This window comes from Mucilaginibacter ginsenosidivorax (assembly GCF_007971525.1).
Classification (GTDB): Bacteria; Bacteroidota; Bacteroidia; order Sphingobacteriales; family Sphingobacteriaceae; genus Mucilaginibacter; species Mucilaginibacter ginsenosidivorax.
This window is the reverse complement of the sequence record NZ_CP042437.1, coordinates 4,918,863-4,934,425: the sequence shown is the minus strand read 5'-3', so window position 1 is coordinate 4,934,425 and position 15,563 is coordinate 4,918,863. Positions and strand designations below refer to the sequence as shown.

The 15,563-nt window shown below is 43.3% G+C and carries 16 protein-coding genes; 9 read left to right on the top strand and 7 right to left on the bottom strand.

Translation table 11 applies throughout. The features are described from left to right. Positions 1-150: 150 nt before the first annotated feature. Complete coding sequence (locus tag FSB76_RS20700) at positions 151-2,850, top strand: hypothetical protein (protein WP_147056699.1); 2,700 nt, start codon at positions 151-153, stop codon at positions 2,848-2,850. Positions 2,851-3,195: 345 nt separating this feature from the next. On the opposite strand, the gene FSB76_RS20695 is transcribed toward FSB76_RS20700, so the two are convergent. Beyond that, positions 3,196-3,558 carry a winged helix-turn-helix transcriptional regulator gene (locus tag FSB76_RS20695; protein ID WP_147056697.1) on the bottom strand — a complete coding sequence of 121 codons (363 nt, stop codon included), beginning with the start codon at positions 3,556-3,558 and terminating at the stop codon, positions 3,196-3,198. 108 nt (positions 3,559-3,666) lie between these two features. On the opposite strand from FSB76_RS20695, the gene FSB76_RS20690 reads away from it, so the two are divergent. Further along, the gene (locus tag FSB76_RS20690; protein ID WP_147056695.1) at positions 3,667-4,419 is read left to right on the top strand and encodes a glucose 1-dehydrogenase; all 753 of its coding nucleotides are present in this window, start codon (positions 3,667-3,669) and stop codon (positions 4,417-4,419) included. Between the two features lie 61 nt (positions 4,420-4,480). After that, positions 4,481-5,239: an SDR family NAD(P)-dependent oxidoreductase gene (locus tag FSB76_RS20685; RefSeq protein WP_147056693.1), complete on the top strand. Its 759-nt coding sequence runs from the start codon at positions 4,481-4,483 to the stop codon at positions 5,237-5,239. A 189-nt stretch (positions 5,240-5,428) separates the two neighbouring features. Here the strand turns inward: FSB76_RS20685 and FSB76_RS20680 are convergent, their stop codons facing one another. The 3 genes from FSB76_RS20680 to FSB76_RS20670 are packed head-to-tail and all read right to left on the bottom strand — an operon-like array spanning position 5,429 to position 6,714. Beyond that, positions 5,429-5,863, bottom strand: a complete 435-nt coding sequence (locus FSB76_RS20680; RefSeq protein WP_147056690.1) for a VOC family protein — start codon at positions 5,861-5,863, stop codon at positions 5,429-5,431. A gap of 42 nt (positions 5,864-5,905) precedes the next feature. Next, complete coding sequence (locus FSB76_RS20675; protein ID WP_147056688.1) at positions 5,906-6,397, bottom strand: SRPBCC family protein; 492 nt, start codon at positions 6,395-6,397, stop codon at positions 5,906-5,908. Next, complete coding sequence (locus FSB76_RS20670) at positions 6,394-6,714, bottom strand: ArsR/SmtB family transcription factor (RefSeq protein WP_090644261.1); 321 nt, start codon at positions 6,712-6,714, stop codon at positions 6,394-6,396. The genes FSB76_RS20675 and FSB76_RS20670 overlap by 4 nt, the downstream gene beginning before the upstream one ends. 224 nt (positions 6,715-6,938) lie before the next feature. Between FSB76_RS20670 and FSB76_RS20665 the strand changes: the two genes are divergently transcribed. From FSB76_RS20665 to FSB76_RS20655, 3 genes are all read left to right on the top strand, one after another. After that, positions 6,939-7,388 carry a VOC family protein gene (locus FSB76_RS20665; protein WP_147056686.1) on the top strand — a complete coding sequence of 150 codons (450 nt, stop codon included), beginning with the start codon at positions 6,939-6,941 and terminating at the stop codon, positions 7,386-7,388. A 300-nt stretch (positions 7,389-7,688) separates the two neighbouring features. Then, entirely contained in the window at positions 7,689-8,507 is an 819-nt protein-coding gene (locus FSB76_RS20660) for an SDR family NAD(P)-dependent oxidoreductase (RefSeq protein WP_147056684.1), read from the top strand. Positions 8,508-8,579: 72 nt separating this feature from the next. After that, positions 8,580-9,473 (top strand): helix-turn-helix domain-containing protein, encoded by an 894-nt coding sequence (locus FSB76_RS20655; RefSeq protein WP_147056682.1) that lies wholly within the window; start codon positions 8,580-8,582, stop codon positions 9,471-9,473. Positions 9,474-9,600: 127 nt separating this feature from the next. Here the strand turns inward: FSB76_RS20655 and FSB76_RS20650 are convergent, their stop codons facing one another. Then, complete coding sequence (locus FSB76_RS20650) at positions 9,601-10,164, bottom strand: DUF6438 domain-containing protein (protein ID WP_147056680.1); 564 nt, start codon at positions 10,162-10,164, stop codon at positions 9,601-9,603. Between the two features lie 222 nt (positions 10,165-10,386). Between FSB76_RS20650 and FSB76_RS20645 the strand changes: the two genes are divergently transcribed. Then, positions 10,387-11,244 carry a carboxypeptidase-like regulatory domain-containing protein gene (locus FSB76_RS20645; RefSeq protein WP_158642945.1) on the top strand — a complete coding sequence of 286 codons (858 nt, stop codon included), beginning with the start codon at positions 10,387-10,389 and terminating at the stop codon, positions 11,242-11,244. Positions 11,245-11,389: 145 nt separating this feature from the next. Continuing rightward, positions 11,390-12,649: a dipeptidase gene (locus FSB76_RS20640; RefSeq protein ID WP_147056676.1), complete on the top strand. Its 1,260-nt coding sequence runs from the start codon at positions 11,390-11,392 to the stop codon at positions 12,647-12,649. 2 nt (positions 12,650-12,651) lie between these two features. Here the strand turns inward: FSB76_RS20640 and FSB76_RS20635 are convergent, their stop codons facing one another. Further along, the gene (locus FSB76_RS20635; RefSeq protein WP_147056674.1) at positions 12,652-12,996 is read right to left on the bottom strand and encodes a cupin domain-containing protein; all 345 of its coding nucleotides are present in this window, start codon (positions 12,994-12,996) and stop codon (positions 12,652-12,654) included. Positions 12,997-13,276: 280 nt separating this feature from the next. Between FSB76_RS20635 and FSB76_RS20630 the strand changes: the two genes are divergently transcribed. Further along, the gene (locus FSB76_RS20630) at positions 13,277-14,860 is read left to right on the top strand and encodes a hypothetical protein (protein WP_147056672.1); all 1,584 of its coding nucleotides are present in this window, start codon (positions 13,277-13,279) and stop codon (positions 14,858-14,860) included. A 114-nt stretch (positions 14,861-14,974) separates the two neighbouring features. Here FSB76_RS20630 and FSB76_RS20625 read toward each other — a convergent pair whose 3' ends face one another. Then, positions 14,975-15,415, bottom strand: coding sequence for an Hsp20/alpha crystallin family protein (locus FSB76_RS20625; RefSeq protein WP_147056670.1), 441 nt, complete (start codon positions 15,413-15,415; stop codon positions 14,975-14,977). Between the last annotated feature and the right edge of the window lie 148 nt (positions 15,416-15,563).

Below are 15,563 nucleotides of genomic sequence, written 5' to 3'. Positions count from 1 at the left end.
ATTTGTTTGAGGACAACGCGACTAAAGCGCGGGCAAGGAATACCAACAAAGGCGGGTTAAAAAAAAACGATATTTTTTTTAAACACTTAGCTTCTTATTAAATAAGCTTTATCTTTATTATTATAATAACCAATATAAACATTTTGACATATGATAGTTTCGTCTGTTGCTGCAATGCAAGCCATTGCCACTCCCAGTTCAACAATTGAGTATTGCTTAACCGAAGCGGGTAAACAAGGGATATTCTACTACAATCCTTCGGATACGAGTGTTGAGAACATTGGTACTATTATCTCGTCTACAGCCGGAGGATGCTTCAGGCGTGTTTATGCTTATAATACGGTATATGCTTCATGGTTTGGAGCCATAGGTGATGGTACAACCGACTGTTATGACGCAATACAGAATGCCATTAATGCTGTGAATGGTAATGGCGTGGTAATGCTTGGTACAGGAATATTTTTTCTTAATAAATATAATGCAGGCGCTCTTACTCTTCCTGTAAATGCGACCGGAATAACTATCATGGGCGATGGAAAAAAAACAACAACTCTTAAACTTAGCAGGAATGTATCCCGTGCTTTTGATTTTATTTCTCCTGTTAGCGTAGCATCTGTCAACCTGTACCAAAATATCACAATTAAACAATTTGATATCGATGTTAATAACATTGACGGCGCTGCTATTTTACCGAACACGACGGTAGTAACCGGAGGTTCGGGAACATCGGCATGGGTAACTATAGACGTTGGTAATAATAGTAATTTCTTTCCAACGGGAGCACTATTCTTACCATATATTAATACAGGAACAGCGGCCGGAAACCTTCGTAGTTATAGATTAAAAGCCGGAAGCACTACAGCTATTGAGGTATTTCTCGTATCCGGCGAATCGATAGCGACGGGAGATACTTTACAAGGAGCGTGTCGCCAACATACTATTATTGGTATGGGGGCATTGGGCGTTGTTGGTTACAATATAAATGTTGATACACTAAATGTTTCCGACATCGATGTGATTAATGTCCCATTAGAAACAATTCCATCTACCCTTCATTTTGATAAGGCAACAACAAGAAGAGGGGCGATCAGCATCATTTCAAATACGTCCTCGTCACAGGGATTAGGTGGATATTCAGGAGCCGTATATGCTCAAAATATAACTATTGAAAGGGTAAATATGTTCGGGGGAGCAGCTGGGTTTGCCGTGATTGCCGCCAGTAACGGCCCGGAATACTTTATCGACAATATTATATTCAGGGATCTATATCATACAACAAATCAGCTGGCTCCAAATGCATATTCATGCCAAAATTTTCTAATCGGTAATTGTGGCTACGGAAACCGTGTTTTACTTGAACGGTGCGTAGGCGAGTTTTCAGGAGATGTAGGAATTGAGATTGATGCATTATTCAACGCGCAGGTAAAAGATTGTTTGATAAAAAATGCCTATACTACCGGATATTATCAAACAAACCAAAACGCGCCTGCATATACATCTGCGGGGGCTCCTAAAACTACAATTTCGAGTGGTTCAGGAATTGACAATAGTTCAACAGCATTGGTCATAGCGGCATTTCCAACAAATGTTGCCAATAATGGGTTTCTCATTATGGACAGTGAAGTTTGTTATTATAATTATTCCGGATCAAATACCTTATTCATTACACGAGGATTAAACGCTACCGCAGGCGTTTCTCATGCAGACGGAACAGTTGTTAAATTCATAGAAATCGACAAACAGAAAATTTGTTTTGAAAATTGTCGCTACGAGAATACACAACTTACCGCTCAAGATGAGCATAAAGGTTGGAAAGCGGTAAGAAATGGAGTGTATCCTGGTGCATCGATGTATATTAAAAATTGTACTTATTTGGAAATAGGCCGAACTTTTTTATCTAATGGAGGTGCGGTAACTTCTCAAGGTTTTCCCAATATATATATCGACGGGCTCGTAATAAATACTGTTGGTATCAATGTGACATCGGGATCTGGCCTAGGGTCAGCTATGTATTTTACAAATTCAGATTATGATACCACGAACGGGGCAAACTCGCTAATACCAAGAACAATATTGAACCTGAAAAACATAAGGATAAATGGAGACGGAGTTTTAGATACTGCGGGCCATAATATCTACTACGGGATAAGTATTCAACACGGTAATTGGGATATAAATTGGCAGGATATAAACATTCGACATGGATTACTAAGCGGATCTAATATAATTGGTCAGAATACAGGAATTACTATACAGGCGGTCGGTACATTCATTTCTGGTCTAATAAACAATTATAAATTCTCGTCCGTTGGGACTAAGATGCCTGCGGGAATATTAATGCAAAACGCTGCTGTTGGAAGTTTACTGCTCGACGATCTTGATTTTACCGATGTTAAGTTTGACTCACCAACAACAAATGCAGAATACAGGCCATGGTTTATAGATAGTTCCGTTACCGGCGCAAATAAAATTTGTTTTGGCAAAATCAAGCATTCAATATACGCATCAACTCAAATAGCAGCATCAAAAGTCTTAAAACGTGTTGCTGTCACAGCAAATTATGCTGTGGCTCTTACCGAAGATGTATTGGGCGTAACAACTTCCTCAATTGCAATCACGATCACGCTTCCGTTAGTTGAGGCAGGGCCAACCAACAGTAAAACGAATTATGGTTATCAATTGATTGTTACGGACGAAACATTCACTGCAGCCGCCCATAATATAACAATCACACCTGCATCAGGAGAAAAAATTAACAACTCCGTTTCGTCATACACTATTAGCACAAATGGGGGAGTAGTTAAGTTGCTTTCTATTCCTGGCGGATGGATTGCAACTGCAAATTTGTAGGTCAAATAAAATGTAATAGCCACTATTTGATCTGACAGTTGGTTGGTTTTATAAGTTGTCAGACGTGATTTGTGAATATACTATTTTCTCATCTAAATGCATCGACTCAGATTCTTAAGAGCCCTCACAAAAAGCGCTCTTAAGAATCTGGTTTTCCGCGAGCCTCGCCCATTTGCCCCCCTTTAGCACAAGCCTTGCGTGGCTGCCTGTGGGCTGATGATTTATGACTTATTTTACAAGACACTCGCGAAGCACAGGTCACCCATTGCTCAAAGCCCCATACACAAGACCTGTGCTAAAACGAGATCTTCCATTTCCCGTTCATTGTCCGGTCTCTATTTTACACTACCTGGCATAAGTTATTCTATCGGTCTCTTTAGGTATTAAAGCTATTTCATATTTTAAATTCCATTCTTTGATGTGTTCTAAAATCGGCAAAAAAGCTAAGCCTTTTTCAGACAGCTTATACTCTACCCTTGGCGGTAATTCTTTATAGGCCAATCTTTCCAATAGTCCGTCTTCTTCCAGCTCTTTTAGTTGTTCGGTTAGTACTTTCCTTGAAATGAGTGGTATTATAGAATCCAACTGACCAAAACGGATGGTACGGGTGCCAATTACATTTATAATTATTGGCTTCCATTTATTGCCAATAGTGCCAATAGCTCTCGTAAACGGGCAGTTCGAACTGCAAAATCTGTCGTCTCTCATATTTTTAAAAATTGTAGTTACCCGATGGTAACCAGAATATACTATCAATAGTTACAAAGATAAACTATTGACAGTACCTTTGTGAAATAAATTTAAATATCAATTAAAATGAATAGATTAAAAAACAAAGTTGTGGTGATTACAGGTGGCAACAGTGGTATAGGATTTGGCATTGCGCAAGAATTTAAAAATGAAGGTGCTGTAGGAGCTATCGTAGGCAGAAACCAGAAAACTTTAGATAGCGCTGTAGCCCAGCTTGGCGATAATTTTATAGCCATAAATGCCGACGTGACCAATCTTGCCGATCTGGAAAGGGTGTTTGCAGCAACAGCTGAAAAATTTGGCAAAATAGACGTGATTGTAGCCAATGCAGGTGCCGGAACTGTAGGAACTGTGGCAACTTTTAGCGAGGCCGACTTTGATAAGGCCATTGACCTGAACCTGAAAAGTGTTTACTTCACTGTTCAAAAAGCATTACCCCATATGAATAATGGCGGTTCTATTATTTTGATCGGGTCAAATGCTGCCCACCGGGCATATGCAAATTTTACGTTATACGGCGCTGCTAAAGCAGCTGTTATCTATTTAGCCAAAGGATTTTCAAGCGACCTTTTAGATAGAAAGATCAGGGCAAATGTGATAACACCCGGTACAACAGATACACCCGCGTTCGACAAGTTTGTTCCTGCAGAACAAATGGAAGCGGTAAAAAAACACTTTGCAGATCAAATGCCCATAGGCCGGATTGGGCAACCAGCCGACATTGGCAAAACAGCGGTTTTCCTGGCTTCTGACGATTCCTCGTTTATGCTTGGTGCCGAACTCCTTGTTGACGGCGGTATGACTTATTTGGCTAAATAATTAACCTCACACCGGCGCGGGGATGTAACCCGTGTCTTTAAATAATTAAAATAATTTTCAAATGAGTAAATTAAAAAACAAAGTAGCGGTAGTTACCGGTGCTTCAAAAGGAATAGGCGCATCTATTGCCAAACACTTCGCGGCAGCAGGGGCAAAAGTAGTAGTAAATTATGCCTCAAGTAAAGAAGGCGCAGATAAGGTGGTTAAGGAGATAACCGATAATGGAGGCATAGCCATTGCAATACAGGCAGATGTATCTAAAGGAGCCGATGTAACCAGGCTGTTTGAAGAAACTGCGAGTGCTTTCGGCGCGCTGGACGTTTTAGTAAATAACGCGGTATCTCAGGGATATGCGCCTATTGAACAAATTTCGGTTGAAGATTTCCACCAAAGTTTCAACGTGAATGTGTTAGGCCCAATATTGACCATCCAGGCAGCTTTGAAACTTTTCGGCGATAAGGGTGGAAACATTATCAACATCAGTTCGGGTGCAAGTAAATACCCTCTTCAAAATGCCTCATTGTACTCATCAACTAAAGCGGCATTGGATGCCTTCACAATAGCTTTATCTAAGGAGTTGGGTATTAAAAACGTTCGTATCAACTCTATTTTGCCAGGCGCTACGGCAACAGAAGGTGCAGCCAGCGCGGGCGTTACCGCCGGGAGTGAGTATGAAAAGATGTTTGTTGAAAAAACACCACTTGGCCGCAGAGGCCAACCCGAAGATATTGCGAAAGCTGCCGTTTTCCTTGCTTCGGATGACGCAGCCTGGATTACGGGCGAGCAAATTTCTGTTTCTGGTGGTATGTATGGGTTTTAAATCCATCAACCCCAAAAATGAACGACAATGGGACGGGATTACTGGTTGACGGTGGCTTCACCAAAACGCAAAATAATTGTTTCAAAATATAAGTTTCTTTCAAATCCCTGCTTTCTTCCGGAAGCAGGGATTTTTTCATTGCTTAAAAGAGCTTCAGTCGCGGCGGGGAGAGACCCGAATGGAAATAACTTACCCGTTATAACTCGCATCAAATTCCACAATCCATTCAATCCCATATTTGTCCCTGAACATTCCGGCGTATGTACCCCAGGGACTGTCGCCAATGGGGCCTTCAACATCTCCGCCTGCCGACAGGCCGTTAAATATTTTATCGGCCTCTTCACGGCTTTCGGCATTAACTAATATTTTCGACCTGTTTTCATTTTCGCTTACGCGTCCCATAAATTCGGGAACATCGTTGGCTATTAGTACGTTGTGTTTGCCAAGCGGCAAGGCAATGTGCATGAGTTTATTGGCCTCATTTTCGGGCACCTCAAAACCCATGCCTGCCATGTCCTTAAAACGAATGATCTTTGTAAACTCGCCGCCAAAAACTGATTTGTAAAAAGTGAATGCTTCTTCGGCATTTCCATTGAAGTTGATCCAGGGATTAATTGCTCTCATGATTTTTATGTTTTAATTGTTAATGTTTCGGTTTATAAATTCTTAAGATAAAGTTGATAACAGCTCTTCCAGGTTTTTTAATGTCATGGTAAAGCCTATTTTGAAGCCCTCCAATAATTTCTCCATGCGCTCAAACGATTCATTAAAAATGGTAATGTCCACTTTGGTTACGCCGTTTTGTTCGCTGAAATTGTAATCCCAATCAGATCCAGGCAGCTCACGATTTTCGTCTTTATCAGCAAACGCGTTGTACATCTTAAAATTGGTTTTCGGGGTAATGGATGTAAATTCCTGCACAGCCCAACGCTCCTGCCCGTCGGGGCTTATCATCGCGTAAAATCGCCGCCCGCCTACTTCAAAATTCATATACTTGGTTTTGGCGCGCATAGGTGCAGGTGCCCCCCATTGGTCAAGCAGTTCGGCTTTGGTAAAGGCATCCCATACTAAAGATTGGCCGGCATTAAATTCCCTGGTTATAAATACCGTTTTCGCTGCTTTGTCAACGTTAAAATCAAATAGCAAGTCGTTGTTCATTTTTCTGTTTTTTTAATTGTTGATAATAGTTGGTCCAGTTGATTGAATTGTGTTTCCCAGCTTTGCCTGAACTGGGCTAACCAATTGTCGAATTCCTGCATTTTTTTTGCGTTAAAGTGATAATAAATCTCCCGGCCACTCTGCTCGGGTTTAATCAAATCGCATTCGTGTAATACCTTAATATGTTTTGATACGGCTTGTCGGGTCATATCAAATTTTTGGGCCATGGCATTGGGTGTTAATGCCTGTATGGCAATTAACGTTAAAATAGCCCTTCGTGTTGGGTCGGCTATCGCCTGGAATATATCCTGTTTCATATTATAAAATCCAAATAAGCAACCTTCAGGTTGCAAATATATATGCAACTTTTGAGTTGCGCAAATTTATTTCAGTTTTTTTTGTTGAAGATGAGCGGAGGGATTGGAGAATTGCCATCGACTCCGGTTCCGATTTATACAATTTAATGCGTTTAACTTCATTGAAGTTTGCAAACAATACTTCAATGAACATCGTTACTTTTTATTTATAAGGAGATAAAACTATGGCAGAAAACAAATTAATAAGAATGGACAATATGGGCATCGTTGTGGAATCACTCGATACCGTGATATCCTTTTTTTCAGAAATAGGACTAAAGCTTGAAGGCCGGGCTACCGTGGAAGGTGAATGGGCAGGTCGCATTACCGGGCTGGGTTCCCAGCGCGTAGAAATTGCCATGATGGTTACCCCGGATGGACATAACCGCCTTGAGCTTTCGCGATTTGTTAACCCGCCCGTAATTTCAGACCACCGCACGGCCCCCGTGAACGCCCTGGGCTACCTGCGTGCAATGTTCACCGTTGAAAACCTCGACGAAATGGTAGCCAGGCTCAGCAAGCAAGGTGCCCAGCTTGTAGGCGAAGTGGTACAGTACGAGAACTCATACCGGCTCTGCTACATTCGCGGAGCCGAGGGGCTTCTTATCGGCCTGGCTGAAGAACTGGGTAAATGAGCTTTGGACATTTATAGTATCCATGTACCACTTAGTGCAAGCCTTATTCGGTTTCTGCGGGCGGATGACTTGTGATTTATCAATCCATCGCAAAGCATAGGTCGTTTTACCGGTCAATCACAAATAATACCAAGCCATTACCGCAGTTTGCCAATCAATTTTATTGTTTTAACCTCATCATGACACTCCAATTACCATCCTGCCTTGCTTACGTTAAAATGTATCATTCTTCCCCACTTCCGTATAAATCGGGCTGCAAAAGGCGCTCTACATTTGTGTCATAATTAAAACAACAAAACAATGGCAAAAACAATTTTCATTACCGGCGCCTCACGTGGTTTCGGTAAATTATGGGCCGAAGCATTACTGCAACGCGGCGATAAAGTAGTAGCAACCGCCCGCGACCTGGGCACTCTTGACGACCTGGTAGCCAAATATGGCGACAACATTTTACCCCTGCAACTGGATGTAAACGACCGCGCAGCCGGCGTTGCGGCTATCAACAAAGCTAAAGAGCACTTTGGCAGCATAGATGTATTGATTAACAACGCAGGCTACGGTTTATTTGGCACCATTGAAGAAACCACCGAGCAGGAAGCCCGCGGACAAATAGAAACCAACTTTTTTGGCCTGCTATGGCTAAGCCAGGCTGTACTGCCGGTAATGCGCCAACAGGGCTATGGCCACATTATCCAGGTTTCGAGCGTATTGGGCCATGCTACTTTACCAGTACTGGGTTTATATAACGCGTCAAAATTTGCTGTGGAAGGCTTAAGCGAAACGCTGGCTGCCGAGGTTAAAGGCTTTGGCATAAAAGTGTCCCTTATTGAACCTAACGGTTTTGCAACCGACTGGGCCGGCGCATCATCTGCACAAACTGTGGCCATGCCCGAGTATGAAGGTGTACGCGCGGCATTCCAGGCCGGTTTAACTGATGATATTTTTGGTATCCCCGAAGCAACCAGCGATGCTGTGTTAAAGCTGATTGACAGCGAAAACCCGCCGCTGCGTTTGTTCCTTGGCAGCCAGGCATACCCTTGGGTTAAGCAGGTTTATGAAAGCCGGTATGCCGAGTGGGATAGCTGGAAAGAAGTATCGGCTGCCGCACAGGGCAAATAATATTTTAATGGTATTGTACTGACATAATTTACGCCGGTTTTCGGCGTAAATTTGTTTCATTATTTAAAGGTTATGCAGCATTTTAAAAATTTAGCCGATATGCACCGCGCCAACGGCTTTGCCCCACCCGAAAACCCGCTGATAAGCATCCAACGCTGCAATAAAACCTGCAGCCTTTTTGGCGAGCGGGAATTTACATCCGATTTTTATATGATTGGATTTAAAAAACTTGTATCGGGTATTATCAGGTATGGCCGTACCAAATACGATCATGATAACGGCAGCATGATGTTTGTAAAACCCAGGCAAATCATTGAATTTAGCAATGTGGAGTATGAGGAAGACGCCTTTATCATCTTCATCCACGAAGATTTTTTAAACGGCCATATATTGCATACCGACATCAACAAATATGCCTTTTTTGATTACGAAACCAATGAGGCGCTGCACCTGTCGCCACAGGAAGAACAAATTATCTGGGACCTTTATCACAAGATAGATACCGAGTACCGCAGCAACACCGATGAGTATAGCCGCGATATTATGCTTACCCACATAGATTCGATGCTGAAATACTCGCAGCGGTTTTATAAGCGCCAGTTTATCAACCGCCGCGAACTTTCGGGCAAAACGGTGTCTAAATTTAACGATGCGCTGGCTGCTTATTTCAAAAAAGGTTTGTTAATAGCCCAGGGCTTGCCATCTGTAAGTACGCTGGCTTCGCTCCTCAACCTATCGCCCCGCTACCTGAGCGATCTCCTGAAACAGGAAACCGGCAAAACCGCTATCGACCTGATTCATATTTACCTGGTGAACGAGGCAAAAAACCGGCTCAAGGGCGAGGATCAAAGCGTATCTGAAATAGCTTACCAACTCGGCTTTGAAAACCTGCCCTATTTTTCGAGGCTTTTTAAAAAGGAAACAGGTATTAGCCCCAACCAGTTTAAAAAACAGTTGGTTAACTGATAGCGATATTTGCATCCCGGCGGAAGCTTCATAAAAGTATTTAAGAAACGTACACGTGTTCAGCTTCCGATCTCTATTTCAACGCTCCAGTCAATGAGGCCGTAAGCCAGCCATGTCAAACAATTATTTATTCCCCTGTCTCCATTTTTGTTGGCGGAGGAAACCTGATGCCGCGAACATCCGGTGCCGGAAAGGGCCGTTGTACCGATTCGAACCTGAAGGTATCCCGGGTTGGTTTTGGTTTTACAATTTTATAACTCCTGATGATATAGTAAAGCACTTCTCCTACGCCATCAGGTAAACTGGCAGACTGTGCCTTTATGCGTTTTACTTTATTGCCGTAATGTATAAATACCTCCAGGCTTTGATCGTCAACGGAGTGCTGGTATATAGTATCCAAATGCTTATAGCTGATATGTTCGAGCTTCATGTTTAAGGTATCCCAAAATGCCCGGCTTATCTTTGCCGAATAATACCCTAACAGCTTCTCTTTTTTGCCAGTGTCTGAAGGTAAAATGAACGAAAGGCCTCCTCCCCAATATTTATAAGAAAGCGAACTATCGATACTTACAACAGTAGATTGGCAAGGGCCAAAACATCCACCGGTGGCAATCTCAATTTTGGTAATTTCGTTGTTCCGTCCCGATTGTTTATTACAAGCAGCAAGAAAAAACAGGATAGTAAAAAACATCAGGCAGCACTTCGTATGATTGTAGGTTGAAACTAATGTATGGATTTTTATACGTTTTGCCCCAAGCAGATTGTTCAAAGAAGGCCTGATACCCCGTGGAGAAGCTAATACCAAAACATATTTATCAATAAAGCTTATAATAAATATGTTAAAACAACGTAACTGTTAATGTAGCATTCACCTATAACAATCCGCCTCATCATGACCATAAAACCGCTACTATTGCTTTTCCTAGTATTTATAACTACCTCACATGTTCTTGCCCAGGGTAACACAGCCGAAAATATTATACTTAAGGGCATTGTAATTGACAGGGAAAACAGCAGGGCATTGGCTTACGTAAGTGTCGGAATTTTAAACAAGCCTATAGGCACGGTAACTGACACTGCCGGGCATTTCAGTTTCGGCATTAGCCAGGATAATTTTGCAGATACCATCCAGGTAAGCATAGTTGGCTATGCCGCGTTGAAAATTCCGGTAAGGGATTTTACGCCGGCCGCCGATAAAACAATCCGGTTATCAGTAAAGCCGCAACAACTTGCCGAAGTAACAATTACAAATGCAATACGGGCAACAAACACCGAAATTATTGGCCGGCAGGCCGTAAGCAAATTTGTACAGGTGTCGGTCCACAACAAAAAAACGGCCGACGAAACCATTGGCTCCGAAATGGGGATGCTGTATAAAACCAGCCAAAAACAAGCCATTATTAAAAATTTCAACTTTTACATATCGGTAAACAACTTCAATTTTATAAAATTCAGGGTTAATATTTACGCCGTAAAAAATGCCATGCCCGACACATTGCTATGTCACCAACAAATTTTCGCCACGGTAGATAATTTTAAAACCGGCTGGACCAATATCAACCTGGATCAATATAACATTAGGGTTAACAGAGAGTTTATTATAACCGTTCAGTGGATAGAAGGCCGGATGGATAAAAAGGAAACTCCGCTTACCGTACTCCCGGTAGCAATTACACCATTTTCAAAAAACTGCTACGCCCGCATAGCAAGCCAGGACAAATGGAAGAAAATGGGCGTTAATTTGAGCAACTTTGTTACTATAGCGTATTAGGTTTAGTACCTTCTTTCCCCCCCTCATCGGCTCTATCCGCCAATTCGTCTATTCATCCCGGCCAAACGACGATTACAGGAGGCGATACTCCGGGTAGTTGCTACCTTTAAACGATATAAAACAGCTATCCTGTAATTTTAAAATCATGAAGAAGTTTCAACCAACATGGTCGCGGCGCGAATTCCTGGCTGCGGTTACTCTTGCCGGGGCCGGTACAGCTATAATGCTAAACCCGCTGGCTGCCTGGGCAATTGATGAGGTAGACCCTCGCGTAGCCAAAATAGTAGCCGATACCCTGGGCATAGATACGCACAACCATATCGACGTGCCACTAACTGCCGCTGAAGTACCCGGTCCGGATATCAACCTGGCGGGCGAAATGAAAAAGTCGGGTTTAGCGGCCATCTGCATGACATTCGCTGTAGATTATCAAAAACTGCAAAACCCAGGCGATGCCTACGAACGGTTTAAAAACGGACTGGCTTCCATGAACCGGCAGTTGGCCCGTAACGGCATGAAGCGCTCACTGAACATGGCCGACCTTAACACGGCCCATAAAAAACACCAGCCCACAGTCATCCAATCGGTTGAGGGCGGTCATTTTCTGGAAGGACGTATCGAACGGCTTGAAGAAGCCTATAACCGTGGCCTGCGACACCTGACGCTATTGCATGACAGCGATGCATCTGTACCCCTGGGCGACGTTTTCACCAATCCCGCACGCTGGGGCGGCCTTACCACTTTCGGTGCCGATGTTATCCGCGAATGCAACCGATTGGGCATCCTTGTCGACCTTGGGCATGCCAGCGCCGAAACAGTGGCCGCGGCTCTTAAAGTGGCTAAACACCCGGTAATTATTTCGCACACCGGCCTTGATACCCAATTGGGGCAAAACGAGAACATGGCCCGCATGATGCGCCCCCGGCTCATCAGCAAAGATCAGGCTAAAATTGTAGCAGATACAGGAGGTGTTATCGGCGTATGGACGCACCTGGCCGGCTCGGCATTGGAGTATGCCCAAAATATCAGGGCGTTGGTTGATGTTGTAGGGATAGATCATGTTTGCATAGGTACAGATACCAAACTAACCCCGGCATACAGGCCAGCGGGAGCCGCTTTCGGTCCCAAACCGGGCGAGCCAGGCCCGCCACCCGGTGGCATGCCTGGCAACCGGCCTGATGGCCCTCCTCCGGGCGATAAACCCCGTGATGGCGCTAATGGCGGCCCAAATGGTGGCAAAATTGACGGAGGTACCAACCAAACCTGGCCGGACCAAAACACAGGGTTCTATTACACCGTAGTAGAGGCAATGCTAAATACCGGTTTTAACGCAGATGAAATTGGCAAGATAGGTGGCGGCAACTTTTGCCGCGTATTTGATGCGGCCACGGCAGGTAACCGTTAATGTTACCGGTCAGTCAATCGCACGGTAGTCATTCCGGCACTTTCAAAGGTGAGGTTAACAGACCGGTTTCCGTTTGGCCGGGTGCGGTGTTTCACATTTTTGGGAATGGTAAATAACTGATTGGGCAGCAACTCTATAGTTCGATCTTCCAGGTCGATAAATACCGAGCCTTCAATGATCAGAAAACTTTCGTCAGAATCCGGGTGGAAGTGCCAGAAATAAGGTTCCGTCATAATGCTCATCCTCACCACATGGTCATTCACCAGCGCAACCGGAATATTGGTGTATGTGCTGTTGGTTGCAGCCGTTTGTGCAATATCAATTACTGTTAACTCTGGAGTATCCATGTGCTGTAGTTATTATAGCGTAAAGTTCGAAAATATATAGCAGAGAAAAGCCTTTAGACCCAACTCTAAAGGTTTTTTTATTGCCGTTTTAAAGTGTAATTTGCTCTCCGCAGCCATCTTTATCCCCTGTTTATTCCCCCCAATAAAAGGTAAATATCACCTCATAAATACCCGCTAAATCGCCATATCGGCATCTGGCCTGCTTTATACTTTTACATCGTCGGCGATCACCAATATCCTGAATCAAAAAAATATTTTAAACACTTAACACATCAAAAAAATGACAAACGAAGAGAACAGCAATCTGAACGATATTCATCAGTATGCTATTGCAACAGGAAAGAATTTTTCTGTCGAAAAAGGCGCCGGGGCTTTCAGGGGGGTACAAACTGTAGTAAACCTTGGCCTTTTAGCTTCGCCTATTGAGTGGAGCACCATTAAACCATCAGATCCTGCCAGCCCCGAAACACGGTACAAAGTAGCCGCATGTACCAATGTATACAAACGAGACGAATTACAGCGCGCATCTGCCGAAATTACCGGCTCATATGGTGCGGCATCTGGTTCGGTAGCGGCCAGCTATGTTAAAAATATCAGCATATCAGAAACTTCTTCAAGCTATGTGGCGTTTTTCCGCAAATCATACGGGCGGGTGCACCTTAACAGCGATGCCAAATTAACTGCCGATGCCATTGCCCTGTTAAAAACTAACGCCAAACAATTTATAGCCAAGTACGGCACGGTTTATATATCTGCCTACCAGCTAACCACCGAGCTTTACGGCGAGGTAAAAATTGATGCCAGCAGCATGGCCGATAAAGTTAAGATGGACCTTGCGGTTAGTGCATCATACAACTCGCTTTTGGATGCAAAAGGCAGTTTTGAAAGCGATTTGCAACGGTCACAAGCCAAATACAACATGTCTGTTATGGTGAATACCATGGGCACCGATATATCCGGCGGCTCATCGATAAAAGAAATGGCCGAGGCTGTTGCCAAAATCAGGGCGCAGGATACGCCTAAACTGGCAATCCTAACCGAAGTAACCCTTACCAGTTGGATGCACCTTGCCGACTTTGCTAAAAACGTGAATAACGAGGATGTAAAACTGTTTGATAGCACCATTACACCCGCCCAGCTTGATTTGCATAGCGCAAATTACGAACGTGTAGAATGGATGGCCAATTTCACCAAAGAAAGCATCGAGAACCTGGATAACAAACTGGTTAGGCAATGGCACCTGGACGACAAACAGCAAAGGACCGATAAACTTAAAGAAGCAAGGACATTTGCCAACGATTGGGTAAACAAGCTGTCGAAAATAAGCGAGGAAGAAGTTGCAAAGCCGGACTTTATCAGGGACCTCAGTAACGCCATTATCCAGGTTCAGGAAGATAAAATTGTTCCGGCTTTAAAATTGCACCCTTTTAAATTTAATATAAAAGCTTCGGTTGCTTCAAGCTACGATGGCTATAGCCCCGCAATGTTTTACACATTAACCGTAAAGGTTGACCCGAATGAAAAAATTGCCATAGTTGAAACTGTTATTGATGTAGATAACGATCACAGTAACTGCCGGCATTTTCATGGCCACCTGCACGCCAAATATACTGATGGTGGCCAGGGCAAAGATGGTACCGTAGTAAAGCCAACCCTTGCCTTCTCCAACTGGTGGGATCGTACCTGCGGCAGTACAGGATGGTCAAACACGGTTACGTTTGACAGTGGTACAAAAGAGAAATGCGAACTCAATTATAATGATACCGTAAGGACTAACATTGAATTTGAGCTGGCATCCGGCAAGTTAAAACAATTACCTTCTGGTAACGAAGATAATGTAACCGAACTGGCTTACACGTACTAAGACTTGCGGTGTGGTGTTACTACAAAGCCTGCAGATTAGCTTTTGCGGGCTTTGTTTTTAAATAAAAAAGCCCCCTTATCCAGGAGGCTCTTAAACTATTATTTATCACGCCGATTATTTAATTTCAATTTGCCTGCTTACAGTTTTGGCTTCTTCTTTTTTGGCAATGTTTACCTTCAGTACGCCATCGGTATAAGCAGCTTCAATACGGTTGTCGTCTGCGCTATCGGGCAGCGTGAATGAACGCACAAACGAATTATAACTGTACTCGCGTTTGCTGTAATTCTTTTTATCACTGTTGTTTTCTGTTACTTGTTCAACAGAGATGCTTAGCACGTTGCGGTCAAGGTTTAGTTTAAAGTCTTCCTTTTTTAAGCCGGGCGCAGCCAGTTCAATGTGAAAGTTTTCGGCGGTTTCGCTGATGTTGGCAGCCGGTACGCGGGCTATCATGTGGTCGTTAAAAAAGGTGTCGTTAAAAATAGAGTCAAAAACGTCATTAAAACCTGGCAGTAATGAGTTGCTCCTTTTTTCGGGATTAAATTTAACCAATGTCATGGGTTGTCCTCCTAAATAAATTTAATGATTGAACTTATAATTAATTAAACTCCAGAACTTCGTGTTCTGATAATAACTCAGCAACTAAAATGCCAGAGGCTAACAGGGGGTAAAAAACTGAAAAAAATTCATATCCGGTGAAAAATTT

Coding starts and splice junctions, on each gene's coding strand:
- FSB76_RS20640 (WP_147056676.1), top strand. CDS start 11,390: ATGAAGAAGTTTCAACCAACATGGTCGCGGCGCGAATTCCTGGCTGCG.
- FSB76_RS20680 (WP_147056690.1), bottom strand. CDS start 5,863: ATGAGAGCAATTAATCCCTGGATCAACTTCAATGGAAATGCCGAAGAA.
- FSB76_RS20695 (WP_147056697.1), bottom strand. CDS start 3,558: ATGAGAGACGACAGATTTTGCAGTTCGAACTGCCCGTTTACGAGAGCT.
- FSB76_RS20665 (WP_147056686.1), top strand. CDS start 6,939: ATGGCAGAAAACAAATTAATAAGAATGGACAATATGGGCATCGTTGTG.
- FSB76_RS20655 (WP_147056682.1), top strand. CDS start 8,580: ATGCAGCATTTTAAAAATTTAGCCGATATGCACCGCGCCAACGGCTTT.
- FSB76_RS20660 (WP_147056684.1), top strand. CDS start 7,689: ATGGCAAAAACAATTTTCATTACCGGCGCCTCACGTGGTTTCGGTAAA.
- FSB76_RS20675 (WP_147056688.1), bottom strand. CDS start 6,397: ATGAACAACGACTTGCTATTTGATTTTAACGTTGACAAAGCAGCGAAA.
- FSB76_RS20700 (WP_147056699.1), top strand. CDS start 151: ATGATAGTTTCGTCTGTTGCTGCAATGCAAGCCATTGCCACTCCCAGT.
- FSB76_RS20625 (WP_147056670.1), bottom strand. CDS start 15,415: ATGACATTGGTTAAATTTAATCCCGAAAAAAGGAGCAACTCATTACTG.
- FSB76_RS20690 (WP_147056695.1), top strand. CDS start 3,667: ATGAATAGATTAAAAAACAAAGTTGTGGTGATTACAGGTGGCAACAGT.
- FSB76_RS20635 (WP_147056674.1), bottom strand. CDS start 12,996: ATGGATACTCCAGAGTTAACAGTAATTGATATTGCACAAACGGCTGCA.
- FSB76_RS20670 (WP_090644261.1), bottom strand. CDS start 6,714: ATGAAACAGGATATATTCCAGGCGATAGCCGACCCAACACGAAGGGCT.
- FSB76_RS20630 (WP_147056672.1), top strand. CDS start 13,277: ATGACAAACGAAGAGAACAGCAATCTGAACGATATTCATCAGTATGCT.
- FSB76_RS20650 (WP_147056680.1), bottom strand. CDS start 10,164: ATGTTTTTTACTATCCTGTTTTTTCTTGCTGCTTGTAATAAACAATCG.
- FSB76_RS20685 (WP_147056693.1), top strand. CDS start 4,481: ATGAGTAAATTAAAAAACAAAGTAGCGGTAGTTACCGGTGCTTCAAAA.